Annotated in this window: 22 protein-coding genes; 13 read left to right on the top strand and 9 right to left on the bottom strand. The window is 35.1% G+C overall.

Annotated elements, in window-relative coordinates:
• Positions 1 to 29: 29 nt before the first annotated feature.
• Positions 30 to 1,187, top strand: a complete 1,158-nt coding sequence (locus tag RCH13_RS06765; RefSeq protein ID WP_326986477.1) for a cytochrome-c peroxidase — start codon at positions 30 to 32, stop codon at positions 1,185 to 1,187.
• Positions 1,188 to 1,353: 166 nt separating this feature from the next.
• On the opposite strand, the gene RCH13_RS06760 is transcribed toward RCH13_RS06765, so the two are convergent.
• On the bottom strand, positions 1,354 to 3,579 hold the full coding sequence (locus RCH13_RS06760; protein ID WP_326986476.1) for a M1 family metallopeptidase: 2,226 nt from the start codon (positions 3,577 to 3,579) through the stop codon (positions 1,354 to 1,356).
• Positions 3,580 to 4,009: 430 nt separating this feature from the next.
• Here RCH13_RS06760 and RCH13_RS06755 point away from each other — a divergent pair, with 430 nt between their 5' ends.
• On the top strand, positions 4,010 to 4,198 hold the full coding sequence (locus RCH13_RS06755) for a hypothetical protein (RefSeq protein WP_326986475.1): 189 nt from the start codon (positions 4,010 to 4,012) through the stop codon (positions 4,196 to 4,198).
• 197 nt (positions 4,199 to 4,395) lie between these two features.
• Positions 4,396 to 5,784, top strand: a complete 1,389-nt coding sequence (locus tag RCH13_RS06750; RefSeq protein WP_326986474.1) for a hypothetical protein — start codon at positions 4,396 to 4,398, stop codon at positions 5,782 to 5,784.
• Between the two features lie 236 nt (positions 5,785 to 6,020).
• Here RCH13_RS06750 and RCH13_RS06745 read toward each other — a convergent pair whose 3' ends face one another.
• Complete coding sequence (locus RCH13_RS06745; RefSeq protein WP_326986473.1) at positions 6,021 to 7,559, bottom strand: IS1182 family transposase; 1,539 nt, start codon at positions 7,557 to 7,559, stop codon at positions 6,021 to 6,023.
• 113 nt (positions 7,560 to 7,672) lie between these two features.
• On the opposite strand from RCH13_RS06745, the gene RCH13_RS06740 reads away from it, so the two are divergent.
• From RCH13_RS06740 to RCH13_RS06725, 4 genes are read left to right on the top strand one after another with little or no spacing between them, the layout of a single operon-like run.
• Positions 7,673 to 8,182, top strand: coding sequence for a hypothetical protein (locus RCH13_RS06740; protein WP_326986472.1), 510 nt, complete (start codon positions 7,673 to 7,675; stop codon positions 8,180 to 8,182).
• Positions 8,179 to 8,388, top strand: a complete 210-nt coding sequence (locus RCH13_RS06735; RefSeq protein WP_326986471.1) for a hypothetical protein — start codon at positions 8,179 to 8,181, stop codon at positions 8,386 to 8,388. Before RCH13_RS06740 ends, RCH13_RS06735 begins: the two co-directional genes overlap by 4 nt.
• Positions 8,389 to 8,390: 2 nt before the next feature.
• Positions 8,391 to 8,873 (top strand): DnaJ domain-containing protein, encoded by a 483-nt coding sequence (locus tag RCH13_RS06730; RefSeq protein WP_326986470.1) that lies wholly within the window; start codon positions 8,391 to 8,393, stop codon positions 8,871 to 8,873.
• Between the two features lie 9 nt (positions 8,874 to 8,882).
• The gene (locus tag RCH13_RS06725; RefSeq protein ID WP_326986469.1) at positions 8,883 to 9,374 is read left to right on the top strand and encodes a hypothetical protein; all 492 of its coding nucleotides are present in this window, start codon (positions 8,883 to 8,885) and stop codon (positions 9,372 to 9,374) included.
• A gap of 228 nt (positions 9,375 to 9,602) precedes the next feature.
• On the opposite strand, the gene RCH13_RS06720 is transcribed toward RCH13_RS06725, so the two are convergent.
• The 3 genes from RCH13_RS06720 to RCH13_RS06710 all read right to left on the bottom strand — a co-directional run bounded on the left by RCH13_RS06720 (position 9,603) and on the right by RCH13_RS06710 (position 11,194).
• A complete protein-coding gene (locus RCH13_RS06720; protein ID WP_326986468.1) occupies positions 9,603 to 9,896 on the bottom strand; it encodes a transposase in 294 nt (97 codons plus the stop codon).
• Positions 9,897 to 9,985: 89 nt separating this feature from the next.
• On the bottom strand, positions 9,986 to 10,942 hold the full coding sequence (locus tag RCH13_RS06715) for a transposase (protein WP_326986467.1): 957 nt from the start codon (positions 10,940 to 10,942) through the stop codon (positions 9,986 to 9,988).
• A gap of 48 nt (positions 10,943 to 10,990) precedes the next feature.
• Complete coding sequence (locus tag RCH13_RS06710) at positions 10,991 to 11,194, bottom strand: hypothetical protein (protein ID WP_326986466.1); 204 nt, start codon at positions 11,192 to 11,194, stop codon at positions 10,991 to 10,993.
• 144 nt (positions 11,195 to 11,338) lie between these two features.
• Between RCH13_RS06710 and RCH13_RS06705 the strand changes: the two genes are divergently transcribed.
• Positions 11,339 to 11,887: a hypothetical protein gene (locus tag RCH13_RS06705; protein WP_326986465.1), complete on the top strand. Its 549-nt coding sequence runs from the start codon at positions 11,339 to 11,341 to the stop codon at positions 11,885 to 11,887.
• Positions 11,888 to 12,096: 209 nt separating this feature from the next.
• Here RCH13_RS06705 and RCH13_RS06700 read toward each other — a convergent pair whose 3' ends face one another.
• Entirely contained in the window at positions 12,097 to 12,978 is an 882-nt protein-coding gene (locus RCH13_RS06700; RefSeq protein ID WP_326986464.1) for an SDR family oxidoreductase, read from the bottom strand.
• 533 nt (positions 12,979 to 13,511) lie between these two features.
• On the opposite strand from RCH13_RS06700, the gene RCH13_RS06695 reads away from it, so the two are divergent.
• Together RCH13_RS06695 and RCH13_RS06690 are read left to right on the top strand one after the other, a co-directional pair.
• Entirely contained in the window at positions 13,512 to 14,144 is a 633-nt protein-coding gene (locus RCH13_RS06695; protein WP_326986463.1) for a DUF4145 domain-containing protein, read from the top strand.
• 5 nt (positions 14,145 to 14,149) lie between these two features.
• The gene (locus RCH13_RS06690) at positions 14,150 to 14,539 is read left to right on the top strand and encodes a hypothetical protein (RefSeq protein ID WP_326986462.1); all 390 of its coding nucleotides are present in this window, start codon (positions 14,150 to 14,152) and stop codon (positions 14,537 to 14,539) included.
• Positions 14,540 to 14,723: 184 nt separating this feature from the next.
• Here the strand turns inward: RCH13_RS06690 and RCH13_RS06685 are convergent, their stop codons facing one another.
• From RCH13_RS06685 to RCH13_RS06675, 3 genes are all read right to left on the bottom strand, one after another.
• Positions 14,724 to 17,651, bottom strand: a complete 2,928-nt coding sequence (locus RCH13_RS06685; protein ID WP_326986461.1) for a M16 family metallopeptidase — start codon at positions 17,649 to 17,651, stop codon at positions 14,724 to 14,726.
• Between the two features lie 69 nt (positions 17,652 to 17,720).
• Positions 17,721 to 18,842, bottom strand: coding sequence for an ATP-binding protein (locus RCH13_RS06680; protein WP_326986460.1), 1,122 nt, complete (start codon positions 18,840 to 18,842; stop codon positions 17,721 to 17,723).
• A 90-nt stretch (positions 18,843 to 18,932) separates the two neighbouring features.
• On the bottom strand, positions 18,933 to 20,294 hold the full coding sequence (locus tag RCH13_RS06675) for a dihydroorotase (protein ID WP_326986459.1): 1,362 nt from the start codon (positions 20,292 to 20,294) through the stop codon (positions 18,933 to 18,935).
• A gap of 141 nt (positions 20,295 to 20,435) precedes the next feature.
• Here RCH13_RS06675 and RCH13_RS06670 point away from each other — a divergent pair, with 141 nt between their 5' ends.
• From RCH13_RS06670 to RCH13_RS06660, 3 genes are all read left to right on the top strand, one after another.
• A complete protein-coding gene (locus RCH13_RS06670; RefSeq protein ID WP_326986458.1) occupies positions 20,436 to 21,893 on the top strand; it encodes a lipopolysaccharide biosynthesis protein in 1,458 nt (485 codons plus the stop codon).
• Entirely contained in the window at positions 21,890 to 22,321 is a 432-nt protein-coding gene (gene dut / locus RCH13_RS06665; RefSeq protein WP_326986457.1) for a dUTP diphosphatase, read from the top strand. Before RCH13_RS06670 ends, dut begins: the two co-directional genes overlap by 4 nt.
• A gap of 82 nt (positions 22,322 to 22,403) precedes the next feature.
• The gene (locus RCH13_RS06660; RefSeq protein WP_326986456.1) at positions 22,404 to 23,432 is read left to right on the top strand and encodes a sugar phosphate nucleotidyltransferase; all 1,029 of its coding nucleotides are present in this window, start codon (positions 22,404 to 22,406) and stop codon (positions 23,430 to 23,432) included.
• Positions 23,433 to 23,459 lie beyond the last annotated feature (27 nt).

The raw sequence follows: 23,459 nt of genomic DNA, 5'->3' as shown, positions 1-23,459 counted from the left end.
TACTGCTCTATTAATTCAAAACAACAGGCATGAAGACATATATTTTACCTCTGATTCTATTTCTATTTGTGATCGTATATTCCTGCTCAGGCACTGCAGTCCACCAACCTATAAAATCTACTCAGTACACAGCCGCGGAACTAAAAAAACTATACTCATCTGGTCAGGCAAACTGGCCAATAGCAGATTTAGATGAGACTGTGAAAAATAATTTTGAAGACATAGGACATCTCCCTGCAACTATTTATCCGGAAGATAATTTATATTCTAAAGAAAAAGAAAAACTGGGCAAGACTCTTTTTTTCGATCCACGTTTATCAAGTTCCAAACAAATCGCCTGCGCTTCTTGCCACGATCCAGATTTAGCCTGGACGGATAATAAAACACTGTCTTTTGGGCATGACCGACAATTGGGCGCCAGAAATGCAATGACGATCATCAATTCTGCCCACATCAATAAGCCCTTTTGGGACGGACGTGCAAATTCTTTGGAAGAACAGGCACAAATGCCGGTAGAAGATCCAAGAGAAATGAATGAACATTTAAATCTTGCAGTAGGAAAAATTAGTGCGATCAAAGGGTATGAAAAACTCTTTATAGAAGCTTTCGGAACCAAAGAGGTCTCTAAAGAAAAAATAGGAAAAGCAATTGCCACCTTCGAACGGTCTATTAAAAGCGGATCTACTAAATTCGACCGATTCATTGATGGTGACGAGGAAGTTTATTCTGATCAGGAAGTTACAGGACTTCATTTATTCCGAACAAAAGCGCAGTGCATCAATTGCCATAACACCGGATATTTCTCTAATAACCAATTTGAAAATGATGGTACAGCATTATTAGGAAGCAAACAGCAAGACCTGGGAAGATATTTAGTCACGCTGAAACCAGAAGATGTAGGCAAATTTCGCGTTCCAACTTTAAGAGAGATTACACGCACCGGACCGTGGATGCATAATGGTGCATTTATGCCATTAATAGATGTTCTAACATTCTACAACGTTGGTAATCCAGAACCTTCTAAAAAAAGATCAACAGTTCATAATGGAATTGGCTTGGTATCTCAAAAATCAAAACTTCTAAAACCGCTAAACTTAACAAAAGGGGAAATGGAAGCTTTGGAATCTTTTTTAGAAACTTTAAGTTCCAAAACCCAGCGGTTAAGTCCGCCGCCTTTACCAAAATAAGTCTTAATGACAATGAGAACTTTCACACTTCAGATGCATTTGAACATCTGACTTTTCGATTTTCATTACGAAAAGTGAATTTTAAAACACAAGCGAAAGTCCAGTATAAAACTGGACTTTCATCATTCTAAAAATTAAATTTGAATCATTATTTAAACTTTATGCCTTAATCCTTTGTGAATTCATATTGTTGCCCCCCTTGATTCAAGGTAAAACTTTTACGGTTTTTGGAAAATTGAAGTTCAATCCCCGCCATTGCAAAAGTAAACTTATCCGATCCTTCATATTCTAAGGCTAATGCCATCTGTCCAGTTGCCTGCGCCATAAGTTGATCATTCTTAATGGAGTTAACAATCTTTAGGGGGATTTGCTTGCTGGAAAAACTTCCCACAAATTCTTTTAAATCAACTTTGTCTGTAATACTACTGGCCTCAATTTTAAAAATGTTATCCATCACATTTGCATCGGGTAATGTTCCTTTTGGATCTAACTGAACCGAGATAATTTCTTTTTTGGTAGGAACCTCAAAAGTCCATTCCGTATTTCTCTTCCAAATTTCTACCGGCAGTTTCATATTCTGCGTGGTTCCATCTTTAAACTTAATTTCCATATTTACAGGCATTGGCAACTGACCGATGTTTTCGAGCTGGATCACTGCACCTTTCGTAAAATCTCCATTTTTATATTTTACATTTTTCACGGCTTGATCAATTTTCCACTTGTTAGCAAACCAACCTCTCCAAAACCAGTTTAATTCCTCCCCCGAAACATTTTCCATGGTGCGGAAAAAATCATCCGGAGTAGGATGTTTAAAGGCCCATCTTTTTATATATTCCCGAAAAGCTTTATCAAAACGCTCCTCTCCCAATATGTTATCACGCAACATTTGTAATCCTGCTCCCGGTTTGTAATATCCTAAAAAACCGAGATTTCTCTCTTTCAAATTATCTGGTGGCGTCATTACCGCTTCCATTTGATCGCTGTTAAAAGCTGGAGCCATACTCTGCAGTGGTCTGGGTTGATGATATTCTCCCTTGTTAAATTCCTTCTCAGAAATACCATTGATAAAAGTATTAAATCCTTCATCCATCCAGGCGTACATTCTTTCATTGGAGCCCACGATCATGGGGAACCAGTTGTGCCCAAATTCATGATCGGTAACTCCCCATAAATCTGCACCTTTAGAATCCATATGGCAAAATACAATTCCCGGATATTCCATTCCGCCTTCATTACCGGCCACATTTACTGCAGTGGGATAAGTATATTCATACCATTTCTTCGAATAATGTTCAATGGAAGTTTTGGTATATTCTGTAGATCTCGCCCAGGCTGCATCGCCATCACTTTCTACCGGATAAGCAGAAACAGCCAAAGATTTTTTGCCACTCGGTAAATTAATTCTGGCAGCATCAATGATAAAGGCAGAAGAAGAAGCCCACGCGAAATCGCGCGTATTTACCATTTTGAATTTCCATGTTTTAGTGGAAGCTGAAGATTTTGCTGTTGCATTTGCTTCCGCTGCGGACCGCACGATTACCGTCTTTTCGCTATTTCTGGCGGCATCCCATTTTTTATTTTGATCATTCGTGTAGACCTCTTTCGGATTTAACAATTCTCCGGAAGCTACTACATAATGATTGGCAGGCACCGTAATATTCGCGGTAACATCCCCATATTCCAAATAAAATTCACCCGCACCTAAATAAGGCAAAGTGTTCCAACCCATCTGGTCATCATAAACGCTCATTCTGGGAAACCACTGCGCGATGGTGAAAATTTTTCCATTTTTCGTAGGTTCTACACCCATTCTATCCGATCCATAATTTGGAGAAACGAAAGAATAATTAATAATAAATTTTACAATGCCTCCCTTTGCTTTTAAATCTTGCGGAAGATCAATCTGCATTCTCGTATCTGAAATACTATATTTTGGATTTACCTTCAAATTTTTTCCATTGGCTGAAAGAATTTCCACCGATTTTATGGTATAACCGCCATCAAATTCTTGTCCGTGAGCACCGTTTCTGCTTCCAGAGGTTGGAACTATGGCATTTCCGCGGGAATCCTTTTTAAATAAATTTTGATCCAATTGAAGCCAGAGAAAACTTAGATCATCGAAACTATTATTGGTGTAGGTAATTTCTGCAGAACCCGAAATCTCATTTTTAGCATCATCTAAAGTTGCGATCAAAATATAGTCTGCACTGTTTTGCCAGTAATTGTGTCCCGGTTGGCCGCTTGCAGAACGGGTTTCCGTTCCGTTATTTTGGTAAAAAAATGGTTTGAACGCTTCCGTATAACTATACTTTGGCGCATCTGTCTGAGCTGAAAATTGCACAAAAAATGCAATTGCTAAAGCTAACAGAGGTTTGAAAAATTTAAAATTCATAGGGATATTTTGATGATAAGTAGGGAAGTGAGCTAAGTATGTTACAAAAGGACTGCATTAATAATAAAATGAAAAGATGACCAAAATACTGATGAACGCCTTCTTCTAAAGGGAAGCGGACAGGGTGGGGTTTTAAAAATAGAGGATAGGATAAAAAATGATGCTCGTGAACTATTCTTTTTACTTAAAACATTAAGAAATTAAAGTTCATTAAAATCCTTTGAGAGAGAGAGAGAGGTGTTGGAATGGGTTCGTAGTTTTGATAGTGTGTTGATTTTGATGATTTTACTTCTACAATAGGAACTTTTTGTAAGCTTCTGAAAAAATAGTTACCATAAAATTAATGTTACTCGAACGGTTGGGAAAAACGTACCGCACTTTTTAGTAAACTTATTACAAGTTGATGAGAAGCTTGTTATTACTGCACTTTATGACCCGCACTCCCAAAGAATTGCTGCGGGTAGAAGTTGCACCCGACTTTACCGGTTTAGAAAACCATGCTTTAAAAGACTGGAGCAAACACCCCACCGCTTTTGCGCTGCAAGAGTTTCGGGATCTGAACCCCACCCAAATGGAAGCGGCGCAAGTGGCACTCCGGCGGATGATTGAGGGGGAGTAATTGGGGAACGATTGCAAATGAGCATTTTTTATTTGGTTTGAATTTCTTTTGAGGATGTTTTTTATATATTTGAAAAAGAAATAAGTATCACGTTTATGATACATATACAACCACTGTTGGGTGGATATGTATGACTGAGTGATACATATATACAAGTTACCAGCCATATTAGAACGACCGAGCATATGAAACAAACATTGACAATATTTTTACTTTTATTCAGCTATATAGCTTTTGGACAATCTTCCCGAAGTGAACTTGCGAACTCTAAAATTTATATTAGAGCGACTTACTTTGACAAAAAAAACGAATATATCGGACTGCAAACAAGAACTGACTTAGCTGACACAATTATAGACAACGTAAAATACCGCAAATTTCAAACATCAGACTTTATCAACTATTCCGACAAGAGAGAAACAAAAACTTTCTACGAAACATTTGTAAATGGTGTTTATTCTTTACTTGACAACAGCAAAAAAGTAGTACACAAAATCAGCTACCAATCCGACAAAGAACAAACTGGTACAATCTTCGGCAAACAATCAAATATCTTACTTGAATTTATTGACACTCGAAACAGCTACCCAAGAGACAGTTTAGTTGCGACAAAAAAAACACCAAGAAAGTATTACCAAAAAGACAATTCAGAAATTTATCTTGTTATTATTCCCGACCTACAATCACTTGTTGTTTCGAGCAATGGACAGTTTTACACCAAACAGTTAATGGGCGACAATTATAATGACATAACGAACGGTTTTAAGAACAACTTTACTGCTTCAACAAAGTTCGACATACAAAAAGGTGATGAAATTCAATTATTCTATCGCAGAAAATGGTATGATGATACGACCAATCTTGCCGAATACGAAGACAAACAATTCAAAAATTTCAAGTATTTAAGCGACACAATTGTTAACAATACAAAGGCGTTGAAATTTGAAGTGGAAGGCTACAATTATTTAAGTGGTTCTTATGATAGTCCGCAAGAACTTTTAGTAACAGTTACAGACAGCGGTTATTATGTAGGTTATCAATTTGTGCCTTTTCAAGACTACAAAACGGAACTAAAAATAGTTGAAGCTGAAAAAGGGAAAGACTTGTTTTTGCAAGGAGTTACAGTTGACACAGTTGACGGATTTGCATATCAAAAAATCGTTCAAGCTAAAAGCGACCCATACAGATATTACATTTTGCCTTTCTTCCCAATGCCGTTTATTGAATTTGGTAATGTTCAAGGAATAATTACTTACACAAAAATTAAAGGAATTGAAAAAGGTAAAAAGCGAGAAAGAGCATATATCACAGACAAAAACAACATTAGAGATATAATCAGCAAGTCAAAGAACGAAGTTGAAGTAACAATCTACTTTGTGGACAAAGCAGAAGTTGAAATTGAAATTCAAGACTATGAAAGTGACAAAGTGGTAGGAATTTTGAAATCAAAAGCAAAAAAAGGATTAAACTCCTTTGTAGTTCGCTCTGAAAACTTTCACAAAGACAAACAATACAGCGTTCAGATAAATTACAAAAACAAGAATAACGCAGGTAGTTTTTCAAATAGCGTAACGACAAAATATTGACAACAGAAAAAAATACGGCTGGTAACAGGCGTTTGGCAAAAGTGGCGGTTCAGTGCTCCGCAGACACATTTGTGGTTAATCAAAATTTGGTTCTCCGCATCAATATTTGTGGTAAAAATCGCCACCTTCGCCAAGCGCCAAACCGTCAGGCTGTGAAAAAACTCAACTTCTCAATATTTTTCTAAGAAAATCAGTCTTCCAACCCTCAATAAACACGTTTTAAGACCAGCTGTTTTTTAGGCTGCAATTGATAATCTAGTTTCTAAAGTGGCGATATAATGCTTAAAATACGTCACTTTAAAAACAAAACACACCTTCGCTTTGTAAGGCGACTTCCAGTTCTTCAATTTGGCAATTAATTCCTGAACGCCCAGAATGTTCATCGCACGTTTGATGTTGTAAACCAACATTATCAAACTATGTTCGCCATTTACTTTCTCAAGTCCAATTAAATTAGTGTGATTATAACCCCATTGTCGCTTAATAGTTCCAAAAATATGCTCGTTGATCTCCTGTCGTTTTCGATACAATTGCGCATTGGCTTGGTAGCGCTGGTTGTTCTCTGCAACAGCATCGGCATACTGGCTTCGGTCTATTTCTCTGCCGCCTGTTCTGCTTGTACAAAGTGATTTTACAAGACATTCTTTGCAAGCGGGAGTTCGGTATTTTTTGAACTCATAACTGTCTCTATCGCGCGTTTTCTTGTGCCACCGTCCTGTCGTTTTTAAAACCTGATTTTCTGGACAAATATAGGTGTCATCTTCTTTATTGTAAATGAATTTGGAAACAAAATAATCTGGCTGAGTCCCGTTTTCATTGCTCTTTCCTTGTTCGGGATGCGCAACAATCGTAATAATATTTTCCTCTTTACATTGGGTAATTTCCCGACCATTGTGATAACCTTTGTCTACTAAAGCAGTGAATGTTTCAACGCCCAAATTCTTCTTAGCTTCAATTGCAATGGCGCTCAAAGCATTTCTGTCATTACGATTTATCGTATGTGTAGCAACCACCAAATTGTGTTTATCATCAACAGCTGCCTGAATATTATAACTCACTTCCACCACTTGTCCCTGAACCAAAAGTGCTCTGGAATCTTCATCAGTAGTGCTGATTTGAGGTTCGCCACTCGCTTTTAATTTTTCTTCCAAGACTTCGTAGCGAAGTTTATTCTTCTTTAAACGTTTTATTTTTTCTTGAATATTAGTGATTGTAGTGCTATTTTCTTCAGCGTCATTTTGTGCTAATTCATCTAAATATTGCTGTGATTTTTCTTCAATGTAAGCTAGGTGTTTATCAATTTTCTTTTGATTAAAATTGGCTTTTTTACTGTTGTGTGCTCTGCTTTTAGTACCGTCAATGGCGATGGTTTCTCCAGCAATTAGATCGGCATCTTTCAAAAAAGAAACGAAAACTTTGAACAGCATTTTTAAGCCCGCAGGATTGTTTTTTCTAAAATCAGAAATGCTGTGGTAATTGGGTACAAGTCCAAATAAAAGCCATTGAAGTTCAATATTTCGCACGCACTCTTTTTCAAGTTTCCGCGAACTTCGAAGACCATTGAGGTAACCATACAAATAGATTTTGAGAAATATTTGCGTATTGAAACTCGGGCGTCCTTCCGTTTTGAGAGTTTGCAGTTCAAAACCTAATGCTTTTAAATCGATATTCTCCACAAAAGCATCTACAAATCGAACTGAATTATCTTCAGAAACCGAATCTTCTAAACTCGTAAAAACCATCTGATTGCGGGCGATTCCGGTGATGTGTTGCATTATTAAAGATACGAATTTACTCCCTTATTATTGAAATAAATTCGCTATTTTTGAAAGTAATAAACGGAGGTTTTTTCACAGACTGACGTTATGTGCTATACCAAAATAACGCTATGAAAATAAAAATAATTTTAACAATTATAAGTTTCGCATTTTTGCTAATATCGTGTCAAAAAAAAGAACAAAAACTGCAACTAAAAACTCGTACAATTGAAGTTGAAAATATAAAGTTTGATTTACCTACAACATTTGTTGAAAATAAACCTAATAATTGGATGTTTAATGATGGAAAAAAAATCGCAACAATAGATATTAATAAAAGTGATAAGACTGAGTTAAATTCTGTTTTAGAAGATTTGAAAAATAAGGAGTTCGAATCAAAACCTGATAAATATACTCTATTAGAATCTAAAAAAGGCGACACTCTAAATAAGCAGTATATTATAGAAACGTATAAGTACAATAACAGCGATTATATTGGTGGTTATCCAGTATATTCATACGAAACTTATTCAGCAGTTAAAATAAATAATGAATTTTTAGAAATACATTCTTTTTCATTAGGTTTAAACCTAAATTACACGATGAAAAAATCAATCTTAAATATAAAAAAAATTAAATGAGAGTAATTATAAAAATAGTTTTGTCTATTGTTTTATTTGTTATTTGTATTCCTTTGTCAGCGATGGGAAACGAAAATCCAACTTTAAAACTTCTTGTTTTGGCAGGTCTTGTTGGAGGTTTAATTGCGATTTGGAAATACAAACCAACAGATGAAAGCGAAGATAAAAATGACAATGACCAACATTTTCTAGATAAAACTACTTAAAAATGTTTGTTGATTATTATAAAATTTTAGAAATTAACAATACTGCAACATCGCAAGAAATAAAATCGTCATTTCGTAAGCAATGTGTGAAATGGCATCCAGATAAAAATTTAAATTTTGATACAACAGAAAATATGCAGTTAATTAACGAAGCATATTTGATATTAAAAGATGTTGAAGCGAGAAATAAATATGATATTGAATGGGAGATTCACAAAGAATATTTAAATGATAACGATATTAACATAAATGAAGGTGATTTAGAAAATGACACCAATTTTGAAGATGAATATCAATTTAAAGATGAAGTTCTCGAAAAATGGATGAATACTGCTAAAAAGCAATCTGTAGATTTAGCGCAACAAGCAATCAAAGATTTTAAAAATATTGCAAAGGAAGGAGTTAAAGGAAGTTTAAGATATGTATTTTATCAAATCATTGTAATTGTTGTTAGTTTTTTATTCTTTAAAACCTGTAATTCTTAAAATAAAAATATGAAAAAAATTGTACTTATTCCGTTGTTTTTAACAACACTATTTTTCGCTCAAACTGACAACAATATTGAAGGAGTAATTTTAAACACACCTTGTAAAATGGAATTTACAAGAAGTTCAAAAGGACTCAATAATTATAGTTGCACAATTCAAAAAGATGGAGATAAAATTATTAATTATTCAGTAACTGCAGAAAATATGACTTCAAGAATGCAAAATCTTTCTGTTAGCGAATTAAAAACATTTAAAGATACCTATTTTACTGTAGTCAAAAATAATTCTGAAGCAAACAATGAAACGACAACATTCATTAATCTTTCACCTTCAATTAAGGCATTAAAAAGTAAAGGCACAATGAATTATCAAGGACAAGTTATTTATACAACTACAATTACCTTTCTTAAAAATCAAAAAAGTTATATGTTTAATGTTCTAACAAATATTAACGACGGAAAAATTCTCGCTGACTTGACAAACAAGATTAAATTGTAGAAAAGGTACATCAGACAACAGCGGTTTTGCAATAGTGCGGGATTTTCGCAAGTTTGAAAATTTTAGATTTTCCGAAGTTTAGTTTATAATAGAAAGATTTTAGATATTAAGCCGCACCATCGCAAAGCCGCAAACCGTCAGGCTGTGAAAAAACTCAACTTCTCAATATTTTTCTAAGAAAATCAGTCTTCTAATCCTCAATAAACACGTTTTAAGACCAGCTGTTTTTTAGGCTGCAATTGATAATCCAGTTTCTAAAGTGGCGATATAATGCTTAAAATACGTCACCTTAAAAACAAAACACACCTTCGCTTTGTAAGGTGATTTCCAGTTCTTCAATTTGGCAATTAATTCCGCAACGCCCAGAATATTCATCGCGCGTTTGATGTTGTACACCAACATTATCAAACTATGTTCGCCATTTACTTTCTCCAATCCCGTTAAATTCGTATGGTTGTAACCCCATTGTCGCTTAATAGTTCCAAAAATATGCTCATTGATCTCCTGCCTCTTGCGGTACAATTGTGCGTTCGCCTGGTAACGTTCATTATTTTCTGCAACAGCATCGGCATATTCACTTCGGTCTATTTACGCATTTATTTATATTTTTTTTAATTGTATTCGTGATTCGCTTCGCTTAATTCTCTGCCGCCTGTCCTGCTTGTACAAAGTGATTTTACCGCGCATTCTTTGCAAGCGGGAGTTCGGTATTTTTTAAATTCGTAGCTGTCTCGATCGCGCGTTTTCTTGTGCCACCGTCCTGTCGTTTTTAAAACCTGATTTTCTGGACAAATATAGGTGTCATCTTCTTTATTGTAAATGAATTTGGAAACAAAATAATCTGGCTGAGTCCCATTTTCATTGCTCTTTCCTTGTTCGGGATGCGCAACAATCGTAATAATATTTTCCTCTTTACATTGGGTGAGTTCCCGACCATTGTGATAACCTTTATCGACTAAAGCAGTGAATGTTTCAACTCCCAAATTCTTCTTCGCTTCAATTGCAATAGCACTCAAAGCATTACGGTCATTACGATTTATCGTATGGGTAGCAACCACCAAATTGTGTTTATCATCAACAGCGGCTTGAATATTATAACTCACTTCCACAACTTGCCCCTGAACCAGTAAAGCTCTGGAATCTTCATCGGTAGTACTGATTTGAGGTTCGCCACTCGTTTTTAGTTTTTCTTCTAAGACTTCGTAGCGAAGCTTATTCTTGTTTAACCGCTCTATTTTTTCTTGAATATTAGTGATTGTAGTGCTATTTTCTTTCTCATCATTCTGAGCCAGTTCATCCAGGTATTGTTGAGTTTTCTCTTCAATATAAGCCAAGTGTTTATCAATTTTCTTTTGATTAAAATTGGCTTTTTTACTGTTGTGGGCTCTGCTTTTAGTACCGTCAATGGCGATGGTTTCTCCAGCAATTAGATCGGCATCTTTCAAAAAAGAAACGAAAACTTTGAACAGCTTTTTTAAACCCGCAGAATTGTTTTTTCTAAAATCAGAAATACTGTGGTAATTGGGTACAAGTCCAAACAAGAGCCATTGCAGTTCAATATTTCTCATGCACTCTCTTTCGAGTTTCCGGGAACTTCGAAGTCCATTGAGATAACCCTACAAATAGATTTTGAGAAATATTTGCGTATTAAAACTCGGTCGTCCTTCCGTTTTGAGCGTTTGCAGTACAAAACCTAATGCCTTTAAATCGATATTCTCCACAAAAGCATCTACAAATCGAACTGAATTATCTTCAGAAATCGAATCTTCTAAACTCGTAAAAACCATTTGATTGCGGGCGATTCCGGTGATGTGTTGCATTATTAAATATACGAATTTACTCCCTTATTATTGAAATAAATTCGCTATTTTTGAATGTAATAAACGGAGGTTTTTTCACAGACTGCCGTTATCTACTATTTTAAAAATGTATGACTAAAAATAATTGACAACTAATTTTTAAAAATGAACCCAATATTAATAGAAGAAATCGTAAAATTATCAACACCAATTTTAGGTTTAATAATTTCTTTTTTTACAGGTACGATAGCGTTTCAAAATTATAAAGAAAATAATGGAAAATTATTTATACAAGGTGATATCGTTTTACAAGAAAACAAAGGGGCGTTTTTAAAAATTACTATTTTTAATATCGGTAAGAGACCTGTATTTATAAAATATTGCGGACTTGAATTTTGGGATAGTTTAAACGCAATAATAAGTGACAATAAGCAGATAAATAAAACGTTGAATGAGGCTGATTCAGTTGAAATATTTGAGCAAGTAAATTTTGACGAAATTCACAAAATTAAAAATGCATTTATTGTCGATCATAGAAATAAATATTGGCGAATTGATTATATGGACTTTATCTATGATGTAAGTCACTATGATAAAACGCCAACAAAATTATATCGTAGGAATAAAAAAATACAAGATGTTAAGTTGTATTTCAGAAAAAGAAAATATAGAAAAACAATAATAAAACTCGGAAGAATCCCCAAGAATATTTAATAAAAAAACAGTAGATAATAACTAAGCTTTCCTTTTGTCTGAAAGACAAGAAATGAAAGCCTGTTGAACCCTTCGGCTACGCTCAGGATAAACTGCACCGCCAGTGGCTCTTCCTCCAAAGTTGGTCACCTTATGGAGTTATCGATTTTAGAATTTAGGATATAATAAAAGCCTTTCAGCCTTCCAAAGGCTGAAAGGCTTTTGAATTTTTAGCTTTTCTTTTTCGCTTTGATCATTGACTCCAGCATATCCCACATTTCCTGCGGAATTTCTTCGAGCATATTAAATTCTCCGGCTCCCTGCAACCATTCTCCACCGTCGATGGTTACAACTTCTCCATTCATATAAGCGGAATAATCAGAAACCAAATAAGCGGCAAGATTCGCCAATTCCTGATGTTCGCCAACTCTTCTCAAGGGAACTTTTTTTCGCATATCGAATTTCTCTGCTAAATCTCCCGGTAATAATCTTTCCCAGGCTCCTTTTGTTGGAAATGGTCCTGGAGCGATGGCGTTAAAACGAATGTTGTATTTTGCCCATTCTACGGCTAAACTTCTGGTCATGGCTAAAACTCCGGCTTTTGCACACGCGGAAGGAACTACATAAGCAGAACCGGTCCAGGCATAAGTGGTCACAATATTTAAAACGGTTCCCGGAACTTTATGATCGATCCAATATTTCCCGATGGAAAGCGTGCAGTTTTTAGTTCCTTTCAAAACGATGTCTAAAATGGAATCAAAAGCAGAGTGAGAAAGTCTTTCAGTAGGAGAAATGAAATTTCCGGCGGCGTTGTTTAGCAAAATATCAATTTGCCCAAATTCTTTTAGTGTTGCTTCTTTCATGGCTTCAACCTCCTCCCAATTTCTCACATCGCATTGAACACAGAGAACTTTTCCACCAGTTTCTTCTTCTAATTCTTTTGCGGTGGCTTGCAATTTTTCTAGATTACGGGAAGTGATCACTACTTTGGCGCCGAGTTGCAGAAAATATTTCGTCATGGCTTTTCCAAGTCCGCTTCCACCACCGGTTACGATGGCTACTTTATCTTTTAAGGCTCCTTCTTTGAGCATTGGTTGGGTGTACAGATTCATATTTTAATTTTTATTTAAATTTAAGATTAATTTATCGTCTCAAGAAATTTTATAAAATGTATTGAATACTAAATTAAAATGAAGAGATTTCTCCCTCGTTGAAGGGATAATATTTTAAAGACGGGAAGGAGATTTTTTAAACCACGAAGTCACAAAGGTTTTTTAGAAATGATCATTTTGATAAAAGTTCATGAAGGGTTTGTACGGTTGAAATTTTCTACAGAAATTTAAATTAGCAATAGATCTCAATTTTTTCCACATTAAAAATTTAGAAATTATCGAGATTACTTTAAATATTGCTGAAATGTTAAAATATGAGTTAAAACTTTCGATTATTTTTAAAGATTTTCTATCGATTGACTATATTTCGTAAAATAGAAGGTTTAAGATGGTTGGTTGGGGAGGTTTTTTGAGTATTTTAGCGGGCGGGAAATTTATATAGAACTAATCCAAAATGGGATGAGTGGATATGACTTTATCAGACAGGTAAACGAGTTATGCAACATTTTATTAAACTGCAAAAAAGACAACATATGCAATATATTCAACCAGTAGTCTATCAAGGTTCTTTTACCTGTCCACATTGTGGCGCAATTGCGAAACAAGATTGGTGGCATAAAAGATGGGAAGGAGATTCACCTAATGGATATGCGAATGAAGTATATACTATAAGGGTTGCCAAGTGCCAAAATTGCCATAATAATAGTTTATGGATTGATGAAAAAATGTATTATCCAGATACTGGTAATTCGCCTTTTCCCAATCCAGATATGCCAAATGAAGTATTGAAAATATATTTGGAAGCTTCTTCGATTCATTCTAAATCTCCGAGAGGTGCAGCAGCTTTATTGCGACTTGCAGTTCAAGTGCTTTGTAAAGAACTTAATGAAGAGGGAAAAAACATAAATACTGATATTGGAAACTTAGTAAAAAAAGGATTACCAATTATAGTTCAACAATCATTAGATATTGTTCGAGTAACAGGAAATGATGCTGTCCACCCAGGACAAATTGACACCGATAATCCAGAAACAGTTTCACAACTTTTCAAGTTAATAAATATAATTGTTGAGTATATGATTTCATTGCCTAATCAAGTCACTGGAATTTATAACTCTTTACCAGAAGATAAAGTAAAGGGAATTGAAGACAGAGATAAAAAATAAAAAATATGATATCACAAGTAATCGAAGGATTAATCAAGCTGTTGGGTCCTGTAGCTACCTTATCCAAGGACAGAAGAGAATTGAAAGATAGTGCTTTGCGTGCTATATCCATAGCACTAGATGAAACTTATCTTTATTACAGAGATTTAGGAAAAGGTTCCCAAAGAAATATGGACAGAGAAGGTCAACTAGCAAAATATTGGTCTGCTGCAGCTATTCCTATGAGACATTTTGACGATCAACTTGCAAGTCTCTGCGATTATAAATCAGAATACTGGGTAAATCCAGATGAATATTCTGATGAACAAGTAATAAATTTAGGAATTGAATTAGGTGAAGTACGTCAAGCCTATCGCAAGATGCTATCACCTATTTCAAGCTATGGAAAAAAATAAAAACTATAACCGCTGCACAAAGTTTCCCGACATCGCTTTTTAATGATCTTGACGATGAGATTGCTTCGTTCCTCGCAATGACAAAAATACGTTCCCCGCAATGACACAAAAACTCTCCTCGCAATGACATAAAAAAAACTGCCCCAATTAGGAGCAGTTTTAATATCAATTATTTTTAAAAAGTTTAGTACCCAAAAAGTTCTTCTAAAGAAATTTTCTTCACTTCGCCCAGTTTTTCTAAATCCTTCATTGGAACTCTCTTTTCTGAGGCTACGATTGCGTACGTGTAAGGTTTCCCAGAGAAATTAGTTTCATGGAAAGTCTTTAAATCCTGCATCTTGACATTATCTACAGAACTGTAAATCGTTTTTCGCGGATCTTCGGACAAGCCTAATTCTTTCGCCGCCAAATAATTGAAAATAATATTGTCCTGCGTAATTCTTTCGGTCTGAATGTCTTTTTTAACCTGCGTTTTTGCCAAGTTTAAATTTCCTGCTAAATCGGGCATTTTCGTTAATAACTCTGTCATTGCAGTGGTTGCATCATTAAATTTATCAGCCTGACTTCCAACATAACTCATCATGTAATATTCCTGATCTTTTTTCTGTGGTTGCACGTAAACTCCGTAGGTGGAATACGCCAAAGCCTTACTTTCACGGATCGTTTGAAAGACAATGGAACCCATTCCGCCCCCGAAATAATTATTGAAAACTTTTACAACGGTGTTCTTTTTGGCGTCATATTGATCGGTATTTCTAATCCAACGGGTTTCCGCCTGAACCATATCGTAATCGGTGAACAAAACTTGATTTTTCATTTGTTTGGTCTGTTTAAAAACTTTTTCTGGAGTTGCTACAGCAAATTTTGCGGGAACTTGGTGCATGGTTTTCAATTTGCCATCTAGTTCTTTCAAGGAAGCAGGACCGTAATAAATTACGGTTTGTTCGTAGTTATTGAGGTTTTTAATTCGATCAACCAATTCTTTGGAAGTGGTAGCTTCCATTTCTGCATTGCTCAATACATTGTTGAATTTATTTTTTTCGCCGTACAAAGCATAGCTTGTTAAACCTTGAAGAATCGCGCCTTTATTGGATTTTACATCTTTACGGGCTTTTGCCATTCTTTCTTTCAAACTTTTCAAAGCGGCATCATCTGCTTTTACGTTTTGAATAAGATCTTCATATAATTTCACGGCCTGATCGAAATTTTCCTGTAATCCTTCGATGGAAACCGTGGTATATTCTTCACCTGTAGAAACGGTGAAATTAGAGGCGATTTTGTAAAATGCTTTAGAAATTTCTTCCGCAGACATTTTATCCGTTCCTAAAAATTGTAGATATTGCGCTGCAAGAGGTTGCTTCAAATCATTTAAAGACCCGATTTTATACCGGTATTTCAAACGGAAGATCTGATTTTCGGTGTTTGGAACATAAAGCACTTCCGCTTTTCCTAACATTGATTTCTGGATATCTTTTTTGTAATCCAAAAAGACAGGCGTCGAAGGGTTATTCGGCATTTCACCCACCATTTTCACAAAAGCAGATTGTTTGTCCGCATTGGTTTCAACTGGAGTAATCTGGGGTTTTTCAATTTTTTGAGAAGCTGGCGATTCGCCTTTTCTTTTTAAAACAGCCACATAATTTTCGCCCAAATATTTATTGGCAAAAGCAACGATATCAGCTTTAGAAATCTTCGAAAGATCATTTACGTAAGCAACCTGATCTCTCCAATTGAGTTCTGAGGTGAAAGCATCCATCAAAGAACTTGCACGATCACCATAATTTTCAGAACCGTAGATTTTGCTCTTTTTAATATTATTGATAATCGAAGTAATTAACTCCTGATCAAAGTTTCCTTTTTTCAGATTATCAATTTCACCCAATACCAATGTTTTTACTTGATCCAAACTTTGTCCGTTTGTTGGAGCTGCACTGATGTACAAAACGCCATAATCAATTAAGGTAAAAGTTTCTGCGGAAGCACGTAGTAATTTCTGTTTTTTCACCAAGTTCAAATCCATCAAACCTGCTTTTCCGTTGGTTAAAACCTGTCCAACCAAATCTGCGATCAAAACATCTTTGTCTTTATTTCCGGGCAACCTGAAACCGATGGTTAAATTTTCTGCATCTGGACCCGTAATTTCTTTAACAACAGGAGCTGCAATCGCAACTTCTGGGGTGAACGTATATTTCGCAACCGGCTTGTTTTTCATGTAAGAAAAAGTTTTGTCAACTTGTGCAATCACCACATCCGGATCAAAATCTCCCGATAAAATAACTCCCATATTATTGGGAACATAGTAATTGTTGAAATATTTTCGGATTTCTACCAAAGATGGATTCTTCAAATCCTGCACCGTTCCAATCGTAGTTTGCTGTCCGTAATTATGATTTTTGAAAAGTTCTAAAAAAAGAGTTTCGAAAACTTTACTACCGTCACTGTCTAAACTTCTATTTTTTTCTTCATAAACGGCTTCCAGTTCGGTATGGAAAATTCTTAAAATAGGATTTCTAAATCTTTCTCCCTGAACGGCTAAATATTTATTCAAAGAACTGCTCGGAACATCATCTGTATAAACGGTTTGCTCGAAACTGGTGAACGCATTTGTTCCTTGAGCGCCCATTGCAGCCATCATTTTATCATATTCATTGGCGATGGCAAATTTACTTGCAACGCCAGAAACGGAATCAATTTTTTTGTAGATTGCTTTTCTCTGAGCTTCATCTTTTGTTTTATTATACTGTTCATATAACGCATCAATTTTATCTAATTCTGGTTTTTCTTTTGCCCAATCCAAAGAACCATATTTATCGGTTCCTTTAAAAACCATGTGTTCCAGATAATGCGCCAAACCCGTATTTGTGCGTGGATCGGTTTTGCTTCCGGCTTTCACTGCGACATACGCTTGAATTCGAGGATCTTTTTTGGTCGGGCTTAAAATAACAGTGAGACCATTTTTTAAAGTGTAAAATCTTGCACTCATGGGATCGTTTGTTACATACTTGTACGTGTAACCATTTCCAGAGGCTTCTTTCCACTGGAAATCTTTCTGCGCAAAAGTCAGCACAGAAATCAGCAAAGCTGTAATTGTTAAGGAGAGTTTTCTAAACATAGATTATATTTTATTAATGATTAGACGAATATTTTGAAGAAATGTTTCACTACCTGGTTAATTTATTTTTTAAAGAAGAAAAAGATCATAATTCGTGGGAGTAATTATTGTAAAATTGGCTTCTGGATACGCATTAGAAAATTGTTTCGGGATTTTTGCTTCTCTTTTGGTATTCCATTTAAATTCAAAAGCCTCCAATTTTCCGTCGCTTTCTTCCAGCCAATCTATTTCTTTTTGTTCTTTCGTTCTCCAAAACCAATAATTTTTCCACAAGTTTTGATAATTAATCTTTTTAATCCTTTCTGAAATCAAAAAATTTTCCCACAATTTTCCGATATCATCCCGCTTTTCTGCAATAGAAAAGTTAGCAATTAAAGCATTTCTGATTCCGTTATCATAAAAATATACTTTTTTACTGTTTTTTAATTCGTTCCGATGATTTCTGCTGAATGATCCCAAGCGGAAAATAACGAAAGATTGCTCTAAAACTAAGATATATTTCTCCACCGTTTTTGAATCTAAACCAATCATATTTCCAATTTCGTTATAGGAAACTTGTGATCCAACTTGATAGGCTAAAACTTGTAAAAGTTTGATGATTTTTTCGGGTTTCTTAATTTGATCCAGCATTAAAATATCCCGAAACAGAAAACTATCTGAAAGTTGTTTTAAAACTTCTTTCTCATTGCCAATGCTATTGATGACATCAGGATAATATCCATAAACCAAGCGATGATTCAGAGCTCTTTTTTCTTGAAGCAAACCATGGTGATTCACCATTTCTCCGAAAGAAATCGGAAAAATTTTATACTCCCATTTTCTTCCGGTTAGTGGTTCATTCACGCTATTTGCCAGCTCAAAAGAAGAACTCCCGGTGGCGATTAATTGTATTTCTGGAATCTCATCTGTGATTAATTTTAATTTTAAACCAACATTGGGGATTCTTTGCGCTTCATCGATAATCACAAATTGTTTATCGCCAAAAAATTGTTTTAACCTCAAAGAATTGGGATCTTCGAAAAGTTGTATTACATCAGCTTCATCGGCATTCAACCAGAGATAATCTGTTCTATTTTTGAAAATATCTTTTAGTAAAGTGGTTTTACCGACTTGTCTCGCACCCATTAAAATGACGGCTTTTCCCTGATGAAACTTTTGTTGAAGCTCATCTTCCAAAAATCTTTTGACCATAAATTCAAATTAATAAAATCAAATTTATAACTTTTTTGGATTTGAATCCACATATTCTACAACTTTTTTGGATTTGAATCCCTATATTCTTCAACTTTTTTGGATTTGGTTAGAAATTTGTCTCTCGAAAAGCAATCTTTCTCCGTGCTTTTCGCCGGAAACTTTTCCATTGTCATAAGCCAGAAATCCGTTCACGAAAGTGTGCGTAATTTTTGAATGAAATTCAGTTCCTTCGAAAGGACTCCAACCACATTTTGCTAAGATATTGTCTTTTGAAACGGTATAACTTTCATTTAAATCGACCAAAATTAAATCAGCTTTGAAACCTTCTTTAACATAGCCCCGTTTTTCGATTTGAAAAAGAATTGCGGGATTATGACACATTTTATCCACAATTTTCTCTAAAGAAATTTTACCATTTTTAAAATTTTCGAGCATCACATTTAAAGCGTGCTGAACCAATGGTCCACCAGAAGGCGCCTGCAAATATTTTTGAGATTTTTCTTCTAAAGTATGTGGAGCGTGATCCGTTGCGATGACATCAATTCGGTCGTCGAGCAAAGCTTCCCATAAACCGTCTTTATCATTTTGCATTTTTATGGCAGGATTCCATTTGATTAAATTGCCTTTTTCTTCGTAATCTTCGTTGGTAAAAGTGAGATGATGAATACAAACTTCTGCGGTGATCATTTTTTCTTTTAGAGGAATATCGTTTCGAAAAAGTTCCATTTCTTTCGCCGTCGATAGATGAAAAACATGCAATCTTGCCCCCGTCTTTTTTGCCAATTCTATTGCTTTTGAGGAAGAAATATAACAAGCTTCTTCGCTTCGAATTAAATGATGCGCGGTAACGGGAATTTCTTCGCCATATTTTTCTTTAAAAATTTCAGTATTTTTTCTGATGGTTGCTTCATCTTCACAATGAACCGCGATGAGCATTTTTGTACTGCGGAAAATCTTTTCTAAAGTTTCCGGATTATCAACCAACATATTTCCTGTGGAAGAACCGAGAAAAAGTTTAATTCCAGCCACATTTCGCGGATTCGTTTTTAAGAGTTCTTCCAAATTATTATTCGTTCCACCCATTAAAAAAGAATAATTCGCAAATGATTTTTTGGCGGCAATTTTATATTTTTCTTCCAATAATTCCTGAGTTACCGCATTTGGAACCGTGTTTGGCTGTTCCATAAAACTTGTAATTCCACCAGCAACTGCAGCTTTGGATTCACTTTCGATATCTCCTTTCCACGTTAAGCCTGGTTCACGAAAATGAACTTGGTCATCAATGATTCCTGGCAATAGATATTTTCCAGTTGCATTGATAATTTGATCCACATTTTCTTCGGTAATATTTTTTTCTATTTTAGAGATCAAGTCATTTTCAATGAGCAGATCGCTTTCAAAAATTTTGTTTTCATTGACGATTTTGGCATTTTTAATTAGAATTTTCATAGGTCTGGTATCGGTTTATTACGTGTAAAATTAGATAAATTCTGAGGAAAGCGCGAACATTTTTAGAAGAGATAAAAATCGGGAAGGCAAAATATTTCTAGATTTTAATTAAAACAATACATTTGTAAAAATTTCTGGATTTTGTATAAAAAACTATTGGGACAAACCGCGGTTTATGGGTTAAGTTCTGTTTTGGTTAGGATTTTCCCCTTTATTGTAGCGCCTATTGTTACCAATTCTTTTGGTCCATCGGCTTCTTCACCTTTTGTGGATTGGTATTCTATCGCGGGCGTTATTACAGTTTTATTGACGCACGGAATGGAAACTTCTTTTTTCAGATTTGCACAAGAAAAAGAATTCAGCAAAAAGACTTTAATTTCTACAACCACTCTGAGTATCATATCGTTTGGTCTGATTTACCTCATCTTGGGATACGCTTTTCGGCAACCTTTGGCAGATGCTTTTCAAACGCCAGATCAAGTTAATTTTCTGGTCATATTTCTCTTTATCCTTTCATTTGATGCTTTCGCAACCATTCCTTCCGCAGTTTTAAGATTAGAAGGAAAACCGGTTTTATATATGCTTTCTAAAGTTTTAGGCTCAATGGTCTATTTCTTTTTGGTGCTGTTTTTCTTAAAGTGGTTTCCAAATATGCCGAATGGAATTTTCGGTTTAAAATATGATCCAGAAATTGGAGTGGGTTATGTTTTCATCGCTAATTTGATTCAAAGCATTGTCACCTTGGCAATTGTAGGTAAAGAATTCTTGAATTTTAGTTTAAGAAGTTTCGATTTCAATCTTTGGAAAAGAATTATGAATTATTCTTGGCCTGTAATGATTGCTGGTCTTGCCGGCGTTGTGAATCAAACCTTAGATCGTCAGTTCTTAAAATATTTATTGCCCGAAGAAGATGCAAGACATCAAATTGGAGTATATGGCGCCGTTTATAAAATTGCAACGTTTATCACGGTTTTTCGTCAAGCTTATCAATTGGGCATTGAGCCTTACTTTTTTTCAAGTTTTAAAGATAAAAATAATCACAAAACGTATGCTGTTTTAATGGACGTTTTCGTGATTTGCAACTGTTTAATCTTTATGTTTTTAATGGTTAATTTGCAGTGGATTTCTGAGAGATATTTAGGCGACCCTAATTATTATGAAGGCATAGAAATTATACCATTTGTGATGTTAGGCGCTTTGTTTTTAGGAATTTACCTTAATTTATCAATTTGGTATAAACTCTCTGATCAGACAAAAGTTGGACTCTATATTTCTTTAATAGGGGCCGCCTTAACCATTATCATTAACTTTGTTTTTATTCCAGAATATGGATATTGGGCAAGTGCATTTGCGGCATTGATTACTTTCACGAGCATGATGGTGATTTCTTACATATGGGGAAGACTCTGGTATCCAATCCCCTATAACACGAAAAAAGTTTTAATTTATTTAGGGATTTCAATAACTCTATCTCTTATTTCTTTTTATTACTTCCGTACGAATTATATTGTTGGAAATATATTGTTTTTACTATTCCTCTTCATTGTAATTTATCAAGAGAAAACCCTTTTAAATAAAATATTGAAACGTTCATCATGAAGATAAAAATCATCAACAAATCGCAACATCCTTTGCCTAAATATCAGACGGAACAATCCGCTGGAATGGATTTATGCGCTAATCTTTCGGAAAAAATTACGTTAAAATCATTAGAAAGAAAATTGATTCCCACGGGACTTTTCATGCAACTTCCGCCAGGATATGAAGCACAAGTTAGACCCAGAAGTGGGTTAGCCATTAAAAATGGTATTTCCGTGCTCAATTCTCCGGGAACCATCGATGCGGATTACCGCGGGGAGATTGGCGTGATTTTAGTAAATTTGTCCGCCGATGAATTTAGCATCAATAATGGAGATAGAATTGCGCAAATGGTCATCGCAAAACATGAAAATCCAACCTGGATTGAAGTGGATGAATTAGAAGAAACGGTGAGAGGTGAAGGCGGCTTCGGCAGTACTTCAAAATAATTTTCGCGGGAGAACAAAATTCTAAGCAAAAAGAAAATAAGATGAATTTAGCCTAAAAGTAGGCAAACAAAAATGATTTTACATGAAAATAATAGTTCCTATGGCTGGACGAGGTTCCAGATTACGCCCACATACTTTAACTGTTCCTAAACCTTTAATTCCAATTGCAGGAAAGCCCATTGTGCAGCGTTTGGTAGAAGATATTACGAAAGTTGCGGGAGAGAAAATTGATGAAATCGCTTTTATCATTGGTGATTTTGGGGCAGAAGTAGAAGCATCTTTGATTAAAATTGCAGAAGGTCTTGGCGCCAAAGGAACGGTTTACACGCAAGACGAACCGCTTGGAACTGCGCATGCGATTAAATGTGCAGAAGCTTCCATGCAAGGAAATGTGGTGGTTGCCTTTGCAGATACCCTTTTCAAAGCAGATTTTGAACTTGACAAAAATTCTGACGGAGTTATTTGGGTGAAAAAAGTAGATGATCCTTCCGCTTTTGGGGTGGTAAAATTAGATGACTACGGTTTCATTACAGATTTTGTAGAAAAGCCACAAACTTTTGTCTCAGACTTGGCCATTATCGGGATTTATTATTTCAATTCTGCAGAAAAGTTAATGGCGGAGATTAATTACATCATGGACAACGATATTAAATTCGGTGGAGAATATCAATTAACTACTGCTTTAGAAAATCTTCGCCAAAAAGGCGCAAAATTCTCCTTAGGAAAAGTTGATGATTGGATGGATTGCGGCAATAAAAACGCTACTGTAGAAACAAACGGAAAGGTTTTGCATTATGAAATAGACACTGTTTCTCAATATCCCGCTTCTGCAACCATCGAAAATTGTATGATTATTCCGCCTTGTTTTATTGGCGAAAATGTAAAAATATTGAATTCGAAGATAGGACCTTGTGTTTCTGTGGGAAATAATACAGTAATTATTAATTCTAATATCGACAATTCTTTAATTCAAGAAAATACCATGATTGATCACGGAAATTTAAGCAATTCCATGATTGGGAATTCTGCAGAATATTTTGGGGTTGCAAGAGAAATTTCTTTAGGTGATTTCTCTGTACTCGATTTTTTATCGAAAGGATCAGCGTCTTAAATTAATTTTGAAATACTGTAAGTCTAA

This window comes from Chryseobacterium sp. MP_3.2, assembly GCF_035984805.1.
Classification (GTDB): Bacteria; Bacteroidota; Bacteroidia; order Flavobacteriales; family Weeksellaceae; genus Kaistella.
Note: the sequence above shows the minus strand (reverse complement) of the source record. Positions and strands in the feature narration are given on the sequence as shown.